A 19,940-nucleotide genomic window follows, 5' to 3' on the forward strand; every position below is an offset into this window, starting at 1 on the left:
CACCTCCTACTTGGGCTCAACCTTGAGAATCTGATCTGCAATATTTTCAGCGAATTGTAAATCGTGGGTAACCACAATCTGGGTCATGCCAAGTTCCCTATTTTGCAAGATCAGTTTTTCCACTTCCAAGCGTAATTCAGGATCTAGGGCAGAAGTTGGTTCATCGTAACCTATGATTTCTGGGTCAATCATCATAGCACGCGCCAAGGCCACCCTTTGCTTTTGCCCACCTGATAGTGAGAAGGGATAAGCATCTGCATGTCCTGCCAGTCCTAATTGTTCCAAAAGACCTCGCGCCTTCTGCTCAGCCTCATCCTGCTTCATTCCCATGGTTTTTACGGGCGATAAGGTCAAATTGTCTAGAACTGATAAATGAGGGAACAGTTGAAAATCTTGGAATACAAATCCCAGTAGATTGCGCTTCTCCAGTTCATCCAATTCTAAAGGTTCTCCATTATAAAATATTTGCCCTGAATCAATGGTTTCAAGACCCGCAAGCATGCGTAAGAGAGTCGTCTTACCTCCACCCGAAGGCCCAACGATAGCTAGGATTTGCTTTTCAGGAATTTTTAGACTGAAATTAGACAAAATTTGCTTTTCACCAAACCCTTTATTGATATTTCGTAATTCTAACATGGCAGCCTCCTATCTATAGTAACTGTATTTCTTCTCAACTTTTTTGGCAAGAATGGTCACAATCCCAATCAAAATCAAGTAAATGGCTCCTGCCAAGAACATAGGAACCAGGCTAGCATCACGGTTTGCAGCTGTTCGACTAGCCAAGATAAGATCTGAAATTCCTAGAGCATAGACCAGAGAGGTATCCTTGACCAAACTCATGACTTCGTTAAATACGCTAGGAAGAACAATCTTGGTCACTTGGGGTAAGATAATATAGCGAACTGTGTCAAAGGGACTAAACTTCAAAACCTTAGCAGCCTCATATTGACCTTTAGGAATGGTATCAATCCCTCCACGAAAGATTTCAGCAAAGTAAGCTGCATAATTGAGAACAAAGGCAATGATGGCTGCAGGAAGGCGATCCAAACGAATCCCAATGCTTGGGAGCACATAATAGATAAAGATCAATTGCAAGAGCAAGGGTGTGCCTCGCATGATCCAGATATAAATGTTAATCAGATGATGGAGGGGCTTCCAATGGACTTGCAAGGCAAAGGCAATCAAAACGCCCAAGGGAATAGAAAAAATCAAGACCAGTGCAAAAACCTGCAAAGTCATGCTTGCACCGCTCAATAAACTCGGTAATATCTCAAACAAATAAGACATACTGCACCTCCTAAAAATAATTGTTCCCATTATAGCATAAATAAACAAAATATCCAAGAATTTTTGTAAAAAAATACTCTTTTAAAAAGAAAAACTATATCTATCAAAAAAGAAAGGACGAAATGTGTCCTTTCTCGATCTTAGCTTTCCTTTAACTAAAGATCCATAACATCATCCATAGCAAGACTCATGAACCCCCAGATAAACAAACCAAGGACTAAATAAGCATAGAGTGGCAGGGAAGCAAAGATAAAAGGTGATAGTAAAATCATACCCAAGGTATCTCCAAAATTTGTACAAATACAATACAATCCAAAAGAAAGATAAAGGATAAAAATAATAAACCAAAAGTAAAATCTCTTGCGTGCTTTTTCTTTTCGAAACATTTCTTCCACCTCACATTCTATAGTTCTATTATATTACTAAGACTTTTATTTGTAAAAGTACTATCAAAAAGAAAGGACTTTTTAATTTCTTTATATCGTTGCAAATTACGATAAGCTAATTCTACGCAAACCAATAAAGATAATCCTCCAACTGATATCAAAAATAACGGAAAGAATGGTGCATAAATTACCAACATAATAAAAGTTACAAAGATTTCTTCCATTTTCTTCTATATCATAATTAAAAATATAAACAATCGTGTAGGTATAGAGTGCTAAGGCAGAAATAGCCACACCTAACCAAATATGTGCCTAAATCAATCCTTTTCTAGTCATCTTTTTCCCCAGCTCACTATAGAGCCTCTCTATTCCTTTACCAATCGTTTCTGACCGTCCTTATTGTGGCTTTGTTGATACAAAATCGAGTTTATTTAAAATTCTCTCATCAACTCTCACTGGTATAACAAATTGCTTATCCTTATAGCTCCCATCTTTTTAAAATTATTATACTCTCTTATAGCTACATTGACAAGTTAAAGTTCAAAATCAGCTAGATCGATTAGTTCTTCTTTATCACTCTTTCCCATCATTACCAGGCCTCAATTATCGCCTTTCATGAACTCACGAATACTCACACCAGAAGCCCCTCTTTAACTTTCCTGATAAAACTATAAAAACGTTTGAAGGTTTGATCAAGTGCCATCACTTCCTCTTTGGCTCTACATCACCTACTCAGTGAGCATGAAATTCTGTAAAGCTAGACATAATTTTTGCGAAATCTGTTTATTTCAGTAAATCATTAATAGTTACATCATCTCAGAGATTAGCAATAAATTCCAACTGCTTTTCAATTTTTTTACTTCTACAATTTCGTTTTCTACTGTATCCATTAAAATTAAGGAATCACGATAATATAAAGATAAAAGGATATCTGGCTCTCTCTTCTTATCCTATATCTGTCTTATTCAGTCGACATTTAAATTTCTTCAACTTTTCAGCATTATATCCATATACAATAGTAGCATAATGACCATTTGTTGCAGTATCTAAGCTATATATTAAAGTAAATTTCACTTTTTTAGAAGAGTGGTGGACTTTTTACCAAAAAAAATCTAAGGGAGCTATATCAGCTCTCTTAATAGTAGCATGAATGATTTTAAATAGGCATTTTAGATTTATATCGATATAAAATACATTCAACGCTTTCTAATCAAACTTGATCTTTCAAAGTCACAATCAGAGTGATCTAAATTAATCTTAAACCTGCCTCTTGATTACACAGTGAACCTTGAGTATATCGAATATAATTCTGCATGACGAGCGGAACTGCCAAAAATCGTAAAAACTATTGAAGATTTAAATCTGAAAACAAATACACAACTTGAAGAATCCATTGATAGGCACCTCACCTACCACATCTTTAGGCATACTCTCGTAAGCAGAATAGCGTAACTCTAAAAGCAATTATGGCAAGAGTAGGACGTTATGATTCTAGAACAATAGACAAAATCTACACACACGTTACAAAGAAGATGGATGATAATATCCTCGACCTACTAGATAATTTATAGTTTTGCCCCAAAAATGCCCCAAAACAAAAATAAAAGCCTACTGCTCAAGCTAGAAAGCTTGATACAATAGGCTTTTTATAGATTGATTATTTAACAGCGTCTTTAAGAGCTTTACCAGCTTTGAATGCTGGAACTTTAGAAGCTGCAATTTTGATTTCTTTACCAGTTTGTGGGTTGCGACCTTTACGTGCAGCACGCTCACGAACTTCAAAGTTACCAAAACCGATCAATTGAACTTTTTCACCAGCTGCAAGGTACTCAGTTACTGCTGCGAATACAGCTTCAACTGCTGCTGCTGAGTCTTTCTTAGTCAATTCTGTAGCTTCTGCTACTTTAGCGATCAAATCTTGTTTGTTTGCCATGTTAATGATTCCTCCAATTTAATTTCTAATTAACAAATATAATCATATCCTAAAATCCCTTTTAGGTCAAGTTAAAAACGCTATTTCTTCCCATTTTATTTATTTTTTTAGGAGTGGTAACGTACTAAAACAGCCCAAGCATTCTCACCCGTGTGAGTTTGAATAATAGAGCCCGTTTCCAAAACTGAAATAGGCTTTTCAACATAAGCTTGTAAGCTTTCTTTCATCTCTTTTGCCCAATCAGCACTACCAGAATATGAAATTCCAATCTCTGCTACAGAACGTTCAGTTAGCGAACTTGTCAGCTCATCCAACCATTTTTTAAAAGTTTTAGCTCCACGACCTTTAACGATTGGCTGCAATTCATGGTCTTTCATCTGCATGACAACACGTATATTGAGAAGTGAGCTCAACAATCCAGTTACACGGCCAATTCGTCCACCTTTTACTAAATTTTCCAAAGTTGAAACGCCAATATAGAGTTCTGTGTGGTTTTTAACCTCTTCTACATGAGATAAGATTTCCTCCAACTCTTTGCCTTCTTGTGCTAACTTCGCAGCCTCAACAACTTGGAATTTCAAGGCTTGATCAGTGAATGAACTATCAATAACTGTCACATCGGCAGTAGATAAGCTAGCACCTTGACGTGCCGCTTCTACAGTACCAGAAAGAGCATGAGACATATGAATAGCAAGAATCTGGCTACCATCTTTGCATAGGTCTTCAAAAACTTCAGCAAAGACACCTACAGGGGGCTGGCTTGTTTTTGGAAGATTCTTACTTGCTTGCATCAACTGAAGAAATTTACCTTCTTCTTTCAAATCCGCATCAGAATAAACAACATTATCGATCATTACAGATAATGGAACAATAGTGATACCTAATTGATTTACGAGTTCTGGTTCAATAGTAACAGATGAATCGGTTACAATCTTAATTTTTGTCATAGTATCAATCTTTCTATTTTAGGATTCAGATTGTTTTTCTTACTTCTAATTATATCAAAAAAAGATTAAAAATCCTAATGGAGTCATTCAAATTTTCCTTAAAAATTTGATATAATTTACTTATAAGAAAAGAGGTGTCCTATGATTAAAAAAATTTATCCCATTTTAACCATTTTACTAGGTGCTGCTATTTATGCTTTTGGGCTGACTTATTTTGTAGTTCCTCATCATCTCTTTGAAGGAGGGGCGACAGGTATTACCCTCATCACCTTTTATCTTTTTAAAATCCCTGTTTCTCTGATGAACTTGCTGATTAATATTCCCCTTTTCATCCTGGCTTGGAAAATCTTTGGAGCCAAATCCCTCTATTCTAGTTTACTAGGAACCTTAGCTTTGTCCGCTTGGTTAGCTGTTTTTGAGCGGATTCCCCTTCATATTGATCTTCAAGGTGATTTACTGATTACAGCCCTCATAGCTGGGATTCTATTGGGAATTGGGCTCGGAATTATCTTCAATGCTGGAGGTACAACTGGTGGTACTGATATTCTAGCTCGTATTCTCAACAAATACACTCATATATCCATGGGGAAACTGCTCTTTATCTTAGATTTTTGTATTCTCATGCTTATTCTCCTCATCTTCAAGGACTTGAGATTGGTTTCCTACACGCTCTTATTTGATTTTATCGTTTCTCGTGTCATTGATTTGATTGGTGAAGGAGGATATGCCGGCAAAGGATTTATGATTATCACAAAACGTCCTGACCAACTTGCTAAGGCGATTAATGATGACCTAGGTAGAGGCGTTACTTTCATCTCAGGTCAAGGTTATTATAGTCAAGAAGATTTGAAGATTATCTACTGTATTGTCGGAAGAAATGAAATTGTGAAAATGAAGGAAATGATTCATCGAATTGATCCTCAAGCCTTTATAACTATTACAGAAGCCCATGAAATCCTAGGAGAAGGCTTCACATATATAAAAGAGTAAGCAAAAAGCTGGGAAGTTCCAGCTTTTTCTTTATTCAGAAAGTGTAGAATGACGATAGCCATAAGTAAAGTAAATCACAAGTCCAACTACAAGAGCAATTCCAAACGCAATCCATGTTTCTACACTATATTGAAGCATAAAGGAAAGACAGATTAGAATCGAGAGAATCGGCAACAAGGGAACTAGGGGAGTTTTGAATTCTCCTTCTTTAGGCATTCCCTTATCCTTTCTAAGTTTTATAATTCCATAAGCCAATAGGATAAGATAAGCAAGCGTACAAATATTTAGAAAGGCTGCAATACTAGCCAGTGGAAACACTCCTGCTGCAATTGCAGAAGCAACTCCAGTTAAGATGGTCGCATTTTTAGGAACACGACTTGTTTTGCTTAATTGCTTAAAACTTCGAGGTAAAAGACCATCACGTGCTAAACTGTAAATCATACGCGATAAGGCATAAGTCATAGAAATACATACTGTTATTAGGGTCAAAATGGCCACTAATGACACATAATTAGCTGCCCAACCAATTCCTATACTTCGCAATGAAAATGCTACAGCATCATCCACATTGAGTTGGCTGTAGTGAACAATCCCTGTCAATACTAATGTAACCAGAGCATAGAGAATCGTTACGATTGTCAAAGACAAAACAATACCTCGTGGGACATTCTTTTGTGGATTTTGAATTTCATCAACAGCCATCGAAATAGATTCAAATCCTAGGAAACCAAAGAACATCAAAGATGCTCCTGCCATTATTCCAGTACTTCCACCATAAATTTGACCAAAACCAAAGGGAGCAAAGTTGGACCAATTTTCTGGTTTAATATACCAGATACCAACTAGAATAAACAAAGCGAGAGCAGAGAATTTCAAGATGACTAGAAGCGAATTAAAACGCAATGCTGCCTTGGAATTTAATAAAACTAAACCGGTTACCAGTGTCAGTACCAAAATAGGTAAAAGGTCTATATAGGTACCCTGCTCAGGGTTAAAGGTCCCATTCAAGGCTTGAGGCATTGAAATACTATAGTTACTGAGCAAGCCTTTAAAATAAGCTGCCCAGCCAGAGGCCACACCAGAAACTGCTGTCATGAACTCCATGATGGTCAACCAACCAGCAATCCAAGCTGGTAATTCACCCAAAATTGCATACAAATAACTATAAGCACCACCAGTTGCAGGAACACGAGAGGCAAACTCTGCGAAAAAGAGGGCGGATAAAGAAACACACAGGGCAGAAATCACTATAGATACAACCAGTGACGGACCAGCAAGCGTTGCTGCTGCGGTTCCTGTAATGGTAAAAATCCCAGTTCCTACCATGGCACCGATTCCTAATAAAATCAAATCCCATACTTTTAAATGACGGTGCATTTCAGTACGTCCCAAGCTAACATCTTTTGTTCTAAAAATATTCATACTTCATCTCCATTAAATATGATTGTTTTATTTTATCATATAAAAGAGATTTTGTGAATATTTATAAGATAATTTTTCAAAAAAATCCGAACAGAATAAATCCTGCTCAGATTCTACATATTCTTAGCCAACTGATCCTTCCATTTCATAGCTAATCAAACGGTTCAGCTCAACTGCATATTCCATTGGAAGTTCTTTTGTAAAGGGTTCTACAAATCCCATTACAATCATCTCAGTTGCCTCAGATTCTGACAATCCACGGCTCATGAGGTAATAGAGTTGTTCTTCAGAAATCTTAGATACCTTAGCTTCGTGTTCCAAAGCGACTTGTGAGTTGTGAATTTCGTTAAACGGAATGGTATCTGATGCTGACAAGTCATCCATAATAATGGTATCACACTCGATGTGAGAGACAGATTTTTTAGAGTTTTTATTAAAGGTTACTTGTCCACGATAGTCAACCTTTCCTCCACCTTTAGCGATGGATTTAGACACGATAGACGAGCTTGTATGTGGAGCGTTGTGGATCATCTTAGCTCCAGTATCCTGATGTTGCCCTGCATTAGCAAAGGCAATAGAAAGCATAGTACCACGCGCCCCTTCTCCATCAAGGTAAACAGATGGGTATTTCATGGTTGTTTTGGCACCCAAGTTACCATCAATCCACTCAACAGTGGCATCCTTTTGAGCCTTAGCACGTTTCGTTACCAAGTTATAGACGTTATCAGACCAGTTCTGGATGGTTGTATAACGCATATAAGCACCATCTAAGGCAAAGATTTCTACGATGGCAGCATGCAAGCTGTTACTTGAATAAGTTGGCGCTGTACATCCTTCTACATAATGAACACTTGCTCCCTCATCAACGATAATCAAGGTACGTTCAAACTGACCAGTATTTTCGTTGTTGATACGGAAGTAAGTTTGAAGTGGAATATCTACCTTAACACCTTTTGGTACGTAGATAAAGGTTCCACCTGACCATACTGCCGAGTTGAGGGCCGCCAACTTGTTATCAGTCGGTGGTACCAACTTCGCAAAGTATTGTTTAAACAAGTCTGGGTATTCCTTGAGGGCAGAATCCGTATCTGTAAAGATAATCCCCAATTTTTGGAACTCTTCCTTCATGTTGTGGTAAACAACTTCTGATTCATACTGGGCAGAGGCACCAGCTAGATATGCACGCTCAGCTTCAGGAATCCCGATACGTTCAAAGGTTTCTTTAATCTTTTCAGGAACCTCATCCCACGAACGAGCTGGTTTATCAGATGGTTTTTGGTAGTAGATCAAGTCATCAAAATCAATCTCTGACAAGTCTGCTCCCCAAGTTTGCATAGGCATTTTTTTGAAGGTTTCATAAGACTTCAAACGGAATTCTAACATCCACTCAGGTTCTCCCTTAGCAGCTGATAGTTCACGAATGACATCTTCGTTCAATCCTTTTCCTGTCGATAGGACAGGCTCTACATCATCATGGAAACCAAATTTATATTCACCAAGATCAATTGGTTTTGGTTCTACTCTTTCTTCAGCCATAATATCCTTTCTTTCATTCTTCATTTCTACTGATTCATAAGACAAAAGAATCTTGCCTTACTGATTTTTTTGATTTTCAATTGTTTTCTTCAGGGCGTTCCAAGCTAGGGTTGCACACTTGATTCGTTGAGGAAATTTGGCAACACCTGACAAGAAAGCTGCATCGCCTAGTTGGTCTTGGCGTTCATCTTTTTGCCCTTGAACCATTTCAGAAAAAATAGTCGCAAGTTCTAAAATTTCTTGTTTAGTTTTTCCTAAAACTGCGTCCGTCATCATACTAGCAGATGCTGTAGAGATGGTGCAACCTGAGTTTATAAAAGCGATATCCTCCAAACGATCCTCTGCATCAAACTTGACAGAGAGATTGATAACATCCCCACAAGTCGGATTGTTGAGACTGATTTGTTCAGCGTCTTCCAACTTTCCTTGGTGATGTGGATTTTTCGAATGGTCCGCTACCACTGCCATATAAAGGCTATCTAGTTTAGAAAGTGCCATTGAAAAACTCCTTTGTCTTTTGTAAGGCATCTACTAGCTTGTCGCAATCTGCCTTGGTATTGTAGATATAAAAACTTGCGCGAGCTGTTGCTGGGACATCCAAATACTGAAGCAAGGGTTGCGCACAGTGGTGACCTGCACGAACAGCTACTCCTTCATAATCCAAAGCTGTCGCAAGGTCGTGAGGATGGAGATCGCCTAGATTAAAGGCAATCACACCTGAACGTTGGGCCAAGTCCTGTGAACCGTAAATAGTCAATCCTTCAATCGCCTGAAGTTTTGGATAGACGTATTCAATCAGTTCCTGTTCATGGGCTTCAATGGCATCCATACCAATCTTTTCAAGATAATCTACTGCCGCAGCAAGTCCAATTGCACCTGCCATATTTGGTGTTCCAGCCTCAAATTTCCAAGGCAATTCTTTCCAACTAGCAGATTGCTCATAGACGAAATCAATCATTTCGCCTCCAAATTCTACTGGTGACATTTGCTCTAGGTACTTTTCTTTACCATAAAGGACACCAATACCAGTTGGACCAGCCATCTTGTGACCTGAAAAGGCAAAGAAGTCCACATCCAAGTCCTGAACATCAATCTTCATATGAGGCGTAGATTGAGCACCATCCACCACCATGATAGCTCCAACTTGATGGGCTAATTGGGTGATTTCTTTGATTGGATTGACCACACCAAGAACATTGGAGGCGTGAGCAAGGGAGACAAACTTAACCTTATCAGTCAATTTAACTCGCAAATCATCCATATCCAGAGCTCCGTCCTTGAGATAAACATAGACAAGCTCTGCTCCAGTCTTGCGACAGGCCTCCTGCCAAGGAATGATGTTGGAATGGTGTTCCATGACAGAAATCAAAACCTGGTCTCCCTCAGTCAAGACTTCCTCTGCAAAGCGCGCCACCCAGTTCAGACTGGTTGTCGTTCCTCTAGTAAAGAGAACTTCCTTTGTAGACCCGGCATTGATAAACTTACGAATGGTTTCACGAGCGGCTTCATAAGAAGCTGTCGCTCTTTCTGCCAAGGTATGAACGCCACGATGAACATTGGCATTGTCGTTCTCATAGTAGCGGTTAATCGTCTCCAGAACTGCTAGTGGTTTTTGTGTCGTAGCAGCGTTGTCCAAATAAACCAATGGTTCATCATTAACAATCTGGTCTAAAATTGGAAAATCCTTGCGAATCACTTCTACATCTAACATAGGCTACCCCTTAGCGTTTTGACAATTTTTCTTCGATCGTTGCAATCATTTCATCACGAACTTCCTTGACTGGAATCTCAACGATAACAGATCCAAGGAAACCACGAACAACCAAGCGTTCTGCAGTTGCCTTATCCAAGCCACGGCTCATGAGGTAATACATATCTTCTGGATCTACCTGACCGATAGAAGCTGCGTGACCTGCAGTAACATCATTTTCGTCAATCAAAAGAATTGGATTGGCATCTGAACGCGCTTGGTCTGAAAGCATAAGAACACGGCTCTCTTGTTGCGCATCTGCTCCCTTGGCACCCTTGATAATGTGGCCAATACCATTGAAGGTCAAGGTTGCTTTTTCAAGAATAACCCCATGTTGAAGGATATTTCCGATTGAGTTGCAACCATAGTTAGTTACTCGGGTATCAATCCCTTGTACCTGACGACCACTTGAAAGAGCTACAACCTTGAGATCTGCATGGCTACCGTTACCAATCAAGTCACTATCAAAGTCCGCAACGACGTTCCCTTCGTTCATGACACCGATTGCCCAGTCAATGCTTGCATCGTTGCCTAATTTACCACGACGGCTAATGTAAGCAGTGACGTTTTCACCTAGACGGTCAATCGCAGCAAACTTCACTTGAGCACCAGACCGTGCAATTACTTCTACTGTGATATTGGCAGTTGCTTTGGCACTTCCTTCACCGCGTGACTCTAAACGCTCCAGATAACTAATCTTAGAATTTTTACCAGCGATAATCATAATATGCTTGTTAAACGGCACATCGCTATCGCTGTCTTGATAGAAAATTCCTTCGATTGGTTCAGCAATTTCCACGTTATCAGGAATATAGAGAACAGCACCACTATTGAAATAAGCTGTATGGTAGGCTGCCAACTTGTCATCGTCATACTTAACAGATGACATAAAGAATTCTTCGATCAGCTCTGGAATTTCTTCTAAAGCTGAATGGAAATCTGTGAAGACAACACCCTGTTCATCTAACTCAACTGGAGTTTGCTCAAAAACAGTCTGAGTTCCTACTTGCACCAACTTCAAGTGGTTATCTAGTGCAGTGAAATCTGGAACATTTGCTGATGGCTCACTTTCTGTAATCGTTCCATCACCCAGATTCCAACGGTGGAATTTGACACGCTCAATAACTGGTAATTCCAAAGTCTCAATCTTGTCAAAAGCTTTTTGACGGAGATCAGCCAACCAGCTTGGTTCAGCGTGCATTTCTGAAAAAAGTTTAATATTTTCTTTAGTCATTTACTTCTCCTAAAAGATACGAGGGAATTACAATTCTTCCTTGTAATCGTAGCCAAGTTCTTCAGCTAGTTTTGCGTATCCTTCACGTTCCAAACGCGCAGCCAATTCTGGACCACCTGAAAGGACAACACGACCTTCCATCATGACGTGTACCACATCAGGTGTGATGTAGTTCAAAAGACGTTGGTAGTGAGTGATAATCATAGCACCAAAGCCTTCACCACGCATGGCATTAACACCTTTAGAAACAACTTTAAGGGCATCAATATCAAGACCAGAGTCAATCTCATCCAAAAGGGCAAATGTTGGCTCTAACATCAAAAGTTGAAGAATCTCATTACGTTTTTTCTCACCACCAGAGAAACCTTCGTTGAGGTAACGCTCAGCCATTTCTTCTTTCATGTTGAGCAATTCCATCTTCTCGTCCAATTTAGTGATAAACTCACGAACTGAAATCTTCTCTTCGTCTTCTTTACCAGCATTCATAGCTGCACGAAGAAACTCAGCGTTGGTAATACCAGGAATTTCTGATGGGTATTGCATAGCAAGGAAAAGTCCCATACGCGCACGCTCGTCCACTTCCAACTCAAGGATGTTTACGCCATCAAACAAGACTTCACCTTTGGTAACTTCATAGTTTGGATTTCCCATGATAGCGGCAGAAAGAGTCGATTTACCAGTACCATTTGGTCCCATGATAGCGGCGATTTCTCCTGTTTTCAGGGTCAGGTTAACCCCTTTTAAAATTTCTTTTCCTTCAATCTCAACGTGAAGATCTTTGATCTCTAATACTGACATGATAGTTCCTTTCTTTTTCAAGGCCTTTACAGTGCTTACTGGAAACATACTTGATTTCCCTAGAAAATACGGTAAAAGGTCAATAAATATACTTTTATAGTATAACAAAAAAAAGCCTAAAAGGCTTTGATTTTGTCTAGAAGCTGAGGACTAGTCTTTTCCTTTTAAATGCTGGTCAATGACATCTACAATCTTGCCCATCAAGTAACTAACTCGGAAATTTCTAAAGAGCAAAATAGCCCAAAAGGCTGCCATAATATAACGACCAGTCATCCAAGCTTCATTGAAAAAATAGGTCTCAGCAGCTGTAAACAGCGCGATGATAATAAATTGTTGTCTATTCATAAACTTATTGTATCATGAAATCTTTCTTTAGTCTTCCTCTACCTTTACTTTATCAGCTAAAAATTCAAATCCTTCCGGAATCAGACTTTCTTCTGCTTCTTTTTCAGTTTGAGAAGATTTGGCTTTGGCTGAAAAGGCTGCGCGAACTTCTTTCCATTCCTCCATGGAAATAGCTAAAATCTCGGGTGAAAAACCTGCTGCCTGACTGAGGATGTTACCAAACATGGTGTTGAGATTATCTCGTTTCATGGTTTGACCAGCATTGAAGTTAGATTCAAAAGCAAGAATAGCATGGTGTTCATTGGCCGCAACTGGTTGAGAACCAACTAGCAGAGCCTTATCAGGACCTCCTAGACTTTCAATCACCTCTCCCCAGGCATTCTGCAAGCGAATCAGATTTTGACGTGCTAAATCAGGATTTTCGACGGCCTCTTGTAAGATAGATTGTACTTTATTGCGATCCACACGATAGACTGTTTTGCCTGCTGTTGGACGAGTAGGTACTGGACTGGTTGGCTTAGCTACAGTTCCCACATTGGCGAGTTCATGTTTGAGACGGGCAACTTCCTGTCTCAATGCAGAAATTTCATGTTCAACTGCCCCAGAAAGAACTGGTTCAGGCTTAATCTCTGCCAAACGGATAGTCATCATCTCAGCATAAATCTTGGGCTGCAAACTAGACTTAATATCTGCTAAACTGACTGTCGCCAAGCGAATCATTTCAAACAGATTTTCTTGAGGAAGTGCCAAATTCTCTACAAAGACTGGACTATGATGAGTGTTTTCTCCACCTGTTTGAACAATTAACAAGTCTCTTAAATAGTGCAAAAGATCCGTCACAAAACGAGTCATGCTCTTACCATTGTCAAAAAGAAGATTCAAGCATGCTAGGGCCTTGGTAACATCCTGTTGAGACAAGGCAGCCACATAATCATCCAAGGCTGATAGACTAATGGTACCAGTAATTTCTTCAGAGATGGCAGTCGTCAACTCGTTTCCCTGTGTCAAACTCAGGGCTTGATCTAAAATAGACAAGGCGTCTCGCATCCCACCTTCAGCGCGTCTGGCAATGATTTCCACAGCCTCTGGTTCAGAACTGATATTTTCTTTTTCTAAAATATAGTGGATATGTTCCTTAATATCCTGTGTCTTAATCGATTTAAACTCAAAACGTTGCACACGGGATAGAATAGTCGCAGGTATCTTGTGCAATTCAGTAGTAGCCAAAATAAAGACCACATTCTGTGTTGGCTCTTCCAGCGTTTTTAGAAGAGCATTAAAAGCCCCTGTAGACAGCATGTGCACCTCGTCTATGATATAAACCTTATAACGGGCAAGACTAGGGGCATAGGTAGATTTATCACGAATTTCACGGATTTCATCGATTCCATTATTAGAGGCCGCATCCATTTCGATGACATCTTCTAAACTACCATCCGTCACTGCCTGACAAATATAGCAGTTATTACATGGTTCACCACCCACTTGATTGGGACAGTTCATAGCCTTGGCAAAGATCTTAGCCACACTGGTTTTTCCCGTTCCCCGTGGACCAGAAAAAAGATAAGCATGACTTATTTTCTCTTGCTCTACAGCTTGTTTAAGAGTCTTAGCCACAACTTCCTGTCCAACCAACTGGGAGAAATTTTGACTTCTATATTTTCGATAAAGTGCTTGATACATTAGGCTTTCTCCCCAAACATTGTAAAGTCCCATTCTGTCTTTTCAAGCAAAATAGCGACAAATTGTTCCAAATAATCTCGATCCATAGCATCATAATCATCAATCTCTGAAGAATCCAGATCCAGAACTCCAAGTAATTGAGCATTCTTCATCATTGGCACAACAATTTCACTTTTAGCTCGACTATCACAAGAAATATAGTTAGGATAAGTTGTTACATCACCAACCAGAACAGTTTCCTGAAAGTGAGCCGCCTCACCACAAACACCCTTGCCTAGCGCAATACGGATGCAGGAAACACCACCTTGGAAGGGACCTAAAACCAATTCCTTTCCATCGAACAGATAAAAGCCTGCAAATACGGTATTAGGAAAGCGTGATTTTAGAAGAGCACTGGCATTGGAAAGATTAGCCAAAACATTAGTTTCACCATCCAATAAAAAAGAGAGCTCTTCATTTAACATTTGATAACGTGATTGTTTTTCTGATTCTAACATAGAACTATTATATCAAAAAAGACTTACAGACAAAAGAAAAATCCCTTGTTTAGAAAACAAAGGATTTTGTGAATTTTCAATTTGATTAAAGTTCGATGTCACCGAACAAGTCAGCCATTGAGAATCCTGTTTGTGTTTCTGGAAGTTCGAAATCACGTTTTTCTTGACGTTTTGGACGACGTGGACGAGCAGCACGTTTTTCTTCTTTTTGTCCTTCTTCTTGAGCTGGACGCTCTTCAAGAGCTTTGATAGAAAGTGATACGCGCTCTGCATCAGCGTTAACTTCAAGAACTTTAACTTGAACTTCTTGACCAACTTTAAGAGCTTCTTTTGGATTTTCAATACGTTTGTGTGAAATTTGTGATACGTGAACAAGTCCATCGATACCTGGCAATACTTCAACAAATGCACCGAAGTCAGTCAAACGTTTAACTGTTCCTTCTACTACATCACCTTTAGCCAATTTTTGCTCAACGCCATCCCATGGTCCAGGTGTTGTTGCTTTAAGTGAAAGTGATACGCGTCCTTCTTCTTCGTTAAGATCAAGGATTTTCACTTCAATTTCTTCACCAACAGTTACAACTGATTTTGGTGATACGTTACGTTCATGTGACAATTCAGTCAAGTGAACCAATCCGTCAACACCACCAAGGTCGATGAAAGCACCGAAACTTGTGATACGTGCAACTTTACCAGTTACTACATCACCAACAGCCAATTTACCGAATACTTCAGCGCGAGCTGCTGCTGTAGCTGCTTCAACAACTTCACGACGTGAAAGGATGAAGCGGTTTTCTTTAGCGTCAACTTCTTTGATTTTAGCATCAAATTCTTGACCTACAAAACGCTCAGTGTTACGTACGAAACGAGTATCCAACATTGAAGCTGGGATAAATCCACGAACCCCTTCAAATTCTACTGAAAGTCCACCTTTAACGGCACGAGTTCCTTTAACAGTAACAACTTCTTCTTCGCGACCAACAAGTTTGTCCCATGCTTTGCGAGCTTCAAGGCGTTTTTTAGATACAAGGTATGTAACTGTATCAGTATCTTTACCAACTACTTGACGAAGTACAAGAACATCCAATACTTCTCCTACTTTCACAAAGTCATTGATATCTGCATCGCGATCGTTTGTCAATTCGCGAAGAGTCAAGACACCTTCAACACCAGTCCCAGAGATTGCAACGTTAGCTTGAGTCGCATCAACTGTCAATACTTCAGCACTAACAACATCACCAGGCTCAACTTGGCTAACGCTATTTAGCAAATCTTCAAATTCGTTCATCTAAAAAATCCTCCAACAATCAAGTTTTTCTTAAACTTGACATACTTATAATTTTTTTCCTAAGCACCCGCAAGGACATGTTCATATCGTTCACGTCTTTCAATTATAAAAATAAAATACCCTAAGATATTTTGCTTTTTATCTTGATCATTACCTAAGAACTGGGGTAGCTGGATTCGAACCAACGCATGAGGGAGTCAAAGTCCCTTGCCTTACCGCTTGGCTATACCCCATTGATAAAATGGAGAGAGAGGGATTCGAACCCCCGAACCCGAAGGAGCGGATTTACAGTCCGCCGCGTTTAGCCTCTTCGCTATCTCTCCGATATTTAACGAAAACTATTATATCATGAAATTTTCAATAAAACAAGACTTATTTTGCTAAATTATAGTTTTCAATTAAAATTTCCACAGCTTTTTCCAATTTTTTATAAAAACTATCGACATTCCCATTCTTTATGATGGCAAATTGTCCATCTAATTCGGCAATTTCTCCAATTACTTTCTTGCCAATGGTCAATACATAACCTTCAAAGCTATCTTTTCCTACACTAACTTTGGCATCTGCCACTTGAATTTCGATTTTCTTATCTTTCTTACTCATTTCATACCTCTCTTCACTTTTTCTATTTTACAAGAAAATCCAAAAACTAGCAAGAAAAAACTCTACATCAGGCTTGTCTGATATAGAGTTTTCCGCTTTATTTAATATGCTTTTCTAGTTCTTTTTGGTACTTACCATTTGATTCCAATTTTTCTTTTTGCCATTTTTTCAGTGCTTCTTCATATTCTTTTGTTGTAACAATATCTTTTTGCAATTTCATTCCTTTAAAGATATATGGGTCACCTTTAATACCAACTTGTGAGTATGGTTTTGAGAATGGCACGACATTACTTACAACTGGAGAACCACCAGATGAGGCTGTAGGCATCAATAATGAACTATCTGTCAACCAAGCTTGAGCCTTGGCATATTTTTCATAGCGTTCTTCAAGATTCGTAGTTTCTGAATCGGCATCATCCAATAATTTCTTATACTGGTCCAAACCAAGTTTCGCTACAACATCCTTATCTTTCCCTTTAGTAATACCAAGGTGTTTCATAGCAGAACCTGATTTAGGATCCATGATATTCAAGTAAGATGCTGGGTCTTGATAGCTTGGAGCCCATCCTGTACTGTTCAAATCATAATCTTTTTGAGAAGGAACACGCGCTTGAGAAGTGATTGTTTCCTTTTCATTATCTGTCATTTGAAGAACGTCGATGACAACATTTTCAGCACCAAGAGTTGATTCGATAGACTGTTTGAAAGAGTTGCTTTGTTGAACAGCGATGGTATCTGTTTGTTCAACTGGGACATCCAAGTGAATTGGGAATGTTACCCCTTTAGATTCCAAGTCTTTCTTAGCTTTTTCGAATGCAGCTTTAGCCTTGTCAGGGTTGTAGATAGAATCCTTACCGTCAACTAGCTCAACACCTTTCCACTGGTCACCATAGTTCACCAACTCTGCTTGAGCGATTTGACCAAAGTTTTTACCACCTGCTTGTACAAAGTTATCTGGAACGAGACTGTTACGAATAATCTTGTCCGCACCGTCTTCACCATTTAGCTGGGCAGCATAAGAATGGCGGTTGAAGGCAAAGTTGATAGCCTGACGGAAGTCCTTATTAAGCATAGCTTCTTTTGTAGAAGTCTTTTGCTCTTCACTTGTTTTCGCAGTTTTATTATATGACTGACGATTTACGTTAAAGGTGAAGTAATAGCTACTTGAGTCCTGTGGGCTATAAGTGATTTTATCTCCGTATTGTTCCAAAGTTGAAGCAAAGTTTGAGCTACTTGGGAAGAGACGGGCTGTCGTATAGGCACCTGAAGAGAAGCTACGAATCAACGATTCCTGATCAGAACCATCGTAGTAGGTCAATTTGATCTTCTCGATTTTTACCTTTTCTTTATCCCAGTAGTTTGGATTTTTCTCGTATTCGATCAACGATTTAGAAGTCAAGGTCTTCAAGATATAAGGACCATTGTAAAGAATCCCTGCTGGAGTAACTGCTCCATAATCTTTACCTGATGCCTTCAAAAACTCTTCATTTACAGGCAACATCGTTGCTGTGGTGACTTTAGAGTTCCAGAAACTTTCTGGTTTATTTAGGGTATATTCAACTGTATAATCGTCCAAGGCCTTAACACCAACTGTAGAGAAATCATTGGTCTCACCAGTCATGTAGGCATCCAAGCCCTTGATTGAATTTTGGATGAGAGAAACACCGTCTGACTTGCCGTCAGCTACGTGTTTTAGTCCTGTCACAAAGTCATGGGCTGTTACTTCTGCGTATTCTTCACCTTCTGATGTGTACCATTTAACTCCTTTACGAAGTTTATAGGTATAAGTCAAACCATCTTTTGAGACAGACCAATCTTCAGCCAAGGAAGGAATAACATTCCCGTACTGGTCGTTTTCCATCAAGCCATCAACCACGTTCCCGATGACATCTGTTGTCGATGTACGAGTCGCTATACTATAGTCCAAAGATGCTGGATCTACTGCATAGACATATGAAAATGTTGTCGGTGCATCTGCTTCTTTATCAGCTTTTCCACAAGCCACTAAAAGAGCTGTTGTACTCAGGACTACTCCTGCTGTTAAGAGCCACTTTTTCGATTTCATCAAAAATCTCCTTTTGTTTATTTTAATCTACTTTTACAATCCAACCTTCTGGCGCTTCAATATCACCAAACTGAATTCCTGTCAATTCATCATAAAGTTTACGAGTCACAGGACCTACTTCTGTTTCACTATAGAAAACATGGAAATCATCACCGTGCTGAATACCACCAATTGGAGAAATAACCGCTGCTGTACCACAGGCACCTGCCTCTACAAAACGATCAAGGTTATCAATTGGGACATCTCCCTCAATAGGAGTCAAGCCCAAGCGATGTTCTGCCAAATAAAGCAAAGAATACTTAGTAATAGATGGCAAGATAGATGGACTCAATGGTGTTACAAACTCATGGTCAGCTGTAATTCCAAAGAAGTTAGCTGAACCGACTTCTTCAATCTTTGTATGTGTCGATGGGTCTAGGTAAATAACATCTGAGAAATGACGTGACTTGGCCAATTTTCCTGGCAAGAGACTGGCAGCATAGTTTCCACCAACCTTAGCCGCACCTGTACCATTTGGAGCCGCACGATCGTATTCATCCTGAATCAAGAAATTGGTTGGGACCAAACCGCCTTTAAAGTAATTACCAACTGGCATGGCAAAGATGGTAAAAATATACTCTTCTGCTGGTTTAACCCCAATAATATCTCCGACACCAATCAAAAGAGGACGAAGATATAAGGTTCCACCTGTTCCATATGGAGGTACGTATTCTTCATTGGCGCGGACAACTGCCTTACAAGCTTCTACAAACATTTCTGTCGGAACTTGTGGCATCAAGAGACGATCACAAGTACGTTGCAGACGTTTAGCATTTTCATCAGGACGGAACAGTTGAACACTGCCATCCTTAGTACGATAAGCTTTCAAACCCTCAAATGCTTGTTGTCCATAGTGAAGACTTGGAGAAGACTCTGAAATATGCAAGGTTGCATCTTCTGTAAGCTCTCCTTGATTCCATTGTCCATTTTTAAAATGAGCAATATAGCGATAAGGTAATTTCATATAGGAAAAACCGAGATTTTCCCAATCAATCGTTACTGTCATATTCCACTCCTTATTCTAAAAACCTATTTCTTATATTCTACACTTTTTTTCTAAAATAGCAAGTATATTTTGTAATTTTCAGAAAATTTCTTCAATAAAAAGAACCAGCTCTTAGGACTGATTCTTCATTT

Annotated in this window: 18 protein-coding genes and 2 tRNA genes; 1 reads left to right on the forward strand and 19 read right to left on the reverse strand. The window is 39.2% G+C overall.

Going from position 1 to position 19,940, the window contains the following annotated elements:
• Positions 1–6: 6 nt before the first annotated feature.
• The 4 genes from D8855_RS03045 to D8855_RS03070 all read right to left on the reverse strand — a co-directional run bounded on the left by D8855_RS03045 (position 7) and on the right by D8855_RS03070 (position 4,553).
• Complete coding sequence (locus D8855_RS03045; protein ID WP_004261430.1) at positions 7–636, reverse strand: amino acid ABC transporter ATP-binding protein; 630 nt, start codon at positions 634–636, stop codon at positions 7–9.
• 9 nt (positions 637–645) lie between these two features.
• Positions 646–1,287 carry an amino acid ABC transporter permease gene (locus D8855_RS03050; protein WP_049487112.1) on the reverse strand — a complete coding sequence of 214 codons (642 nt, stop codon included), beginning with the start codon at positions 1,285–1,287 and terminating at the stop codon, positions 646–648.
• 2,043 nt (positions 1,288–3,330) lie between these two features.
• Positions 3,331–3,606 carry an HU family DNA-binding protein gene (locus D8855_RS03065; protein ID WP_001284640.1) on the reverse strand — a complete coding sequence of 92 codons (276 nt, stop codon included), beginning with the start codon at positions 3,604–3,606 and terminating at the stop codon, positions 3,331–3,333.
• Between the two features lie 107 nt (positions 3,607–3,713).
• Positions 3,714–4,553: a DegV family protein gene (locus D8855_RS03070; RefSeq protein ID WP_070478809.1), complete on the reverse strand. Its 840-nt coding sequence runs from the start codon at positions 4,551–4,553 to the stop codon at positions 3,714–3,716.
• Between the two features lie 141 nt (positions 4,554–4,694).
• Here D8855_RS03070 and D8855_RS03075 point away from each other — a divergent pair, with 141 nt between their 5' ends.
• A complete protein-coding gene (locus tag D8855_RS03075; protein ID WP_070478807.1) occupies positions 4,695–5,543 on the forward strand; it encodes a YitT family protein in 849 nt (282 codons plus the stop codon).
• 30 nt (positions 5,544–5,573) lie between these two features.
• Here D8855_RS03075 and D8855_RS03080 read toward each other — a convergent pair whose 3' ends face one another.
• From D8855_RS03080 to D8855_RS03150, 15 genes are all read right to left on the reverse strand, one after another.
• Positions 5,574–6,965 carry an APC family permease gene (locus tag D8855_RS03080; RefSeq protein WP_049487108.1) on the reverse strand — a complete coding sequence of 464 codons (1,392 nt, stop codon included), beginning with the start codon at positions 6,963–6,965 and terminating at the stop codon, positions 5,574–5,576.
• Positions 6,966–7,088: 123 nt separating this feature from the next.
• Positions 7,089–8,501: a Fe-S cluster assembly protein SufB gene (gene sufB, locus D8855_RS03085; RefSeq protein WP_000797054.1), complete on the reverse strand. Its 1,413-nt coding sequence runs from the start codon at positions 8,499–8,501 to the stop codon at positions 7,089–7,091.
• A gap of 57 nt (positions 8,502–8,558) precedes the next feature.
• Positions 8,559–8,999, reverse strand: coding sequence for a Fe-S cluster assembly sulfur transfer protein SufU (gene sufU, locus D8855_RS03090; RefSeq protein ID WP_049487107.1), 441 nt, complete (start codon positions 8,997–8,999; stop codon positions 8,559–8,561).
• Complete coding sequence (locus tag D8855_RS03095; RefSeq protein WP_125415954.1) at positions 8,986–10,212, reverse strand: cysteine desulfurase; 1,227 nt, start codon at positions 10,210–10,212, stop codon at positions 8,986–8,988. Before D8855_RS03095 ends, sufU begins: the two co-directional genes overlap by 14 nt.
• 10 nt (positions 10,213–10,222) lie before the next feature.
• Entirely contained in the window at positions 10,223–11,485 is a 1,263-nt protein-coding gene (gene sufD / locus D8855_RS03100) for a Fe-S cluster assembly protein SufD (RefSeq protein WP_125415957.1), read from the reverse strand.
• A gap of 27 nt (positions 11,486–11,512) precedes the next feature.
• Positions 11,513–12,283, reverse strand: a complete 771-nt coding sequence (sufC, locus tag D8855_RS03105; protein WP_124787342.1) for a Fe-S cluster assembly ATPase SufC — start codon at positions 12,281–12,283, stop codon at positions 11,513–11,515.
• Positions 12,284–12,433: 150 nt separating this feature from the next.
• Complete coding sequence (locus D8855_RS03110; protein WP_001081602.1) at positions 12,434–12,628, reverse strand: DUF3272 domain-containing protein; 195 nt, start codon at positions 12,626–12,628, stop codon at positions 12,434–12,436.
• A 27-nt stretch (positions 12,629–12,655) separates the two neighbouring features.
• The gene (gene dnaX / locus D8855_RS03115; protein WP_125415960.1) at positions 12,656–14,311 is read right to left on the reverse strand and encodes a DNA polymerase III subunit gamma/tau; all 1,656 of its coding nucleotides are present in this window, start codon (positions 14,309–14,311) and stop codon (positions 12,656–12,658) included.
• Complete coding sequence (locus tag D8855_RS03120) at positions 14,311–14,808, reverse strand: GAF domain-containing protein (RefSeq protein WP_125415962.1); 498 nt, start codon at positions 14,806–14,808, stop codon at positions 14,311–14,313. The genes dnaX and D8855_RS03120 overlap by 1 nt, the downstream gene beginning before the upstream one ends.
• A gap of 85 nt (positions 14,809–14,893) precedes the next feature.
• Positions 14,894–16,096 carry a 30S ribosomal protein S1 gene (rpsA, locus tag D8855_RS03125; RefSeq protein ID WP_064277006.1) on the reverse strand — a complete coding sequence of 401 codons (1,203 nt, stop codon included), beginning with the start codon at positions 16,094–16,096 and terminating at the stop codon, positions 14,894–14,896.
• Between the two features lie 161 nt (positions 16,097–16,257).
• Positions 16,258–16,329 (reverse strand) — tRNA-Gln (locus D8855_RS03130).
• Between the two features lie 9 nt (positions 16,330–16,338).
• Positions 16,339–16,419, reverse strand: a tRNA-Tyr gene (locus D8855_RS03135).
• A gap of 49 nt (positions 16,420–16,468) precedes the next feature.
• The gene (locus D8855_RS03140) at positions 16,469–16,699 is read right to left on the reverse strand and encodes a DUF2969 domain-containing protein (RefSeq protein WP_125415964.1); all 231 of its coding nucleotides are present in this window, start codon (positions 16,697–16,699) and stop codon (positions 16,469–16,471) included.
• Positions 16,700–16,796: 97 nt separating this feature from the next.
• Positions 16,797–18,764, reverse strand: coding sequence for a peptide ABC transporter substrate-binding protein (locus D8855_RS03145; protein WP_000837408.1), 1,968 nt, complete (start codon positions 18,762–18,764; stop codon positions 16,797–16,799).
• Between the two features lie 22 nt (positions 18,765–18,786).
• On the reverse strand, positions 18,787–19,809 hold the full coding sequence (locus D8855_RS03150; RefSeq protein ID WP_125415966.1) for a branched-chain amino acid aminotransferase: 1,023 nt from the start codon (positions 19,807–19,809) through the stop codon (positions 18,787–18,789).
• Between the last annotated feature and the right edge of the window lie 131 nt (positions 19,810–19,940).

Source organism: Streptococcus mitis, from assembly GCF_003942685.1.
GTDB classification, from domain to species: domain Bacteria; phylum Bacillota; class Bacilli; order Lactobacillales; family Streptococcaceae; genus Streptococcus; species Streptococcus mitis_CD.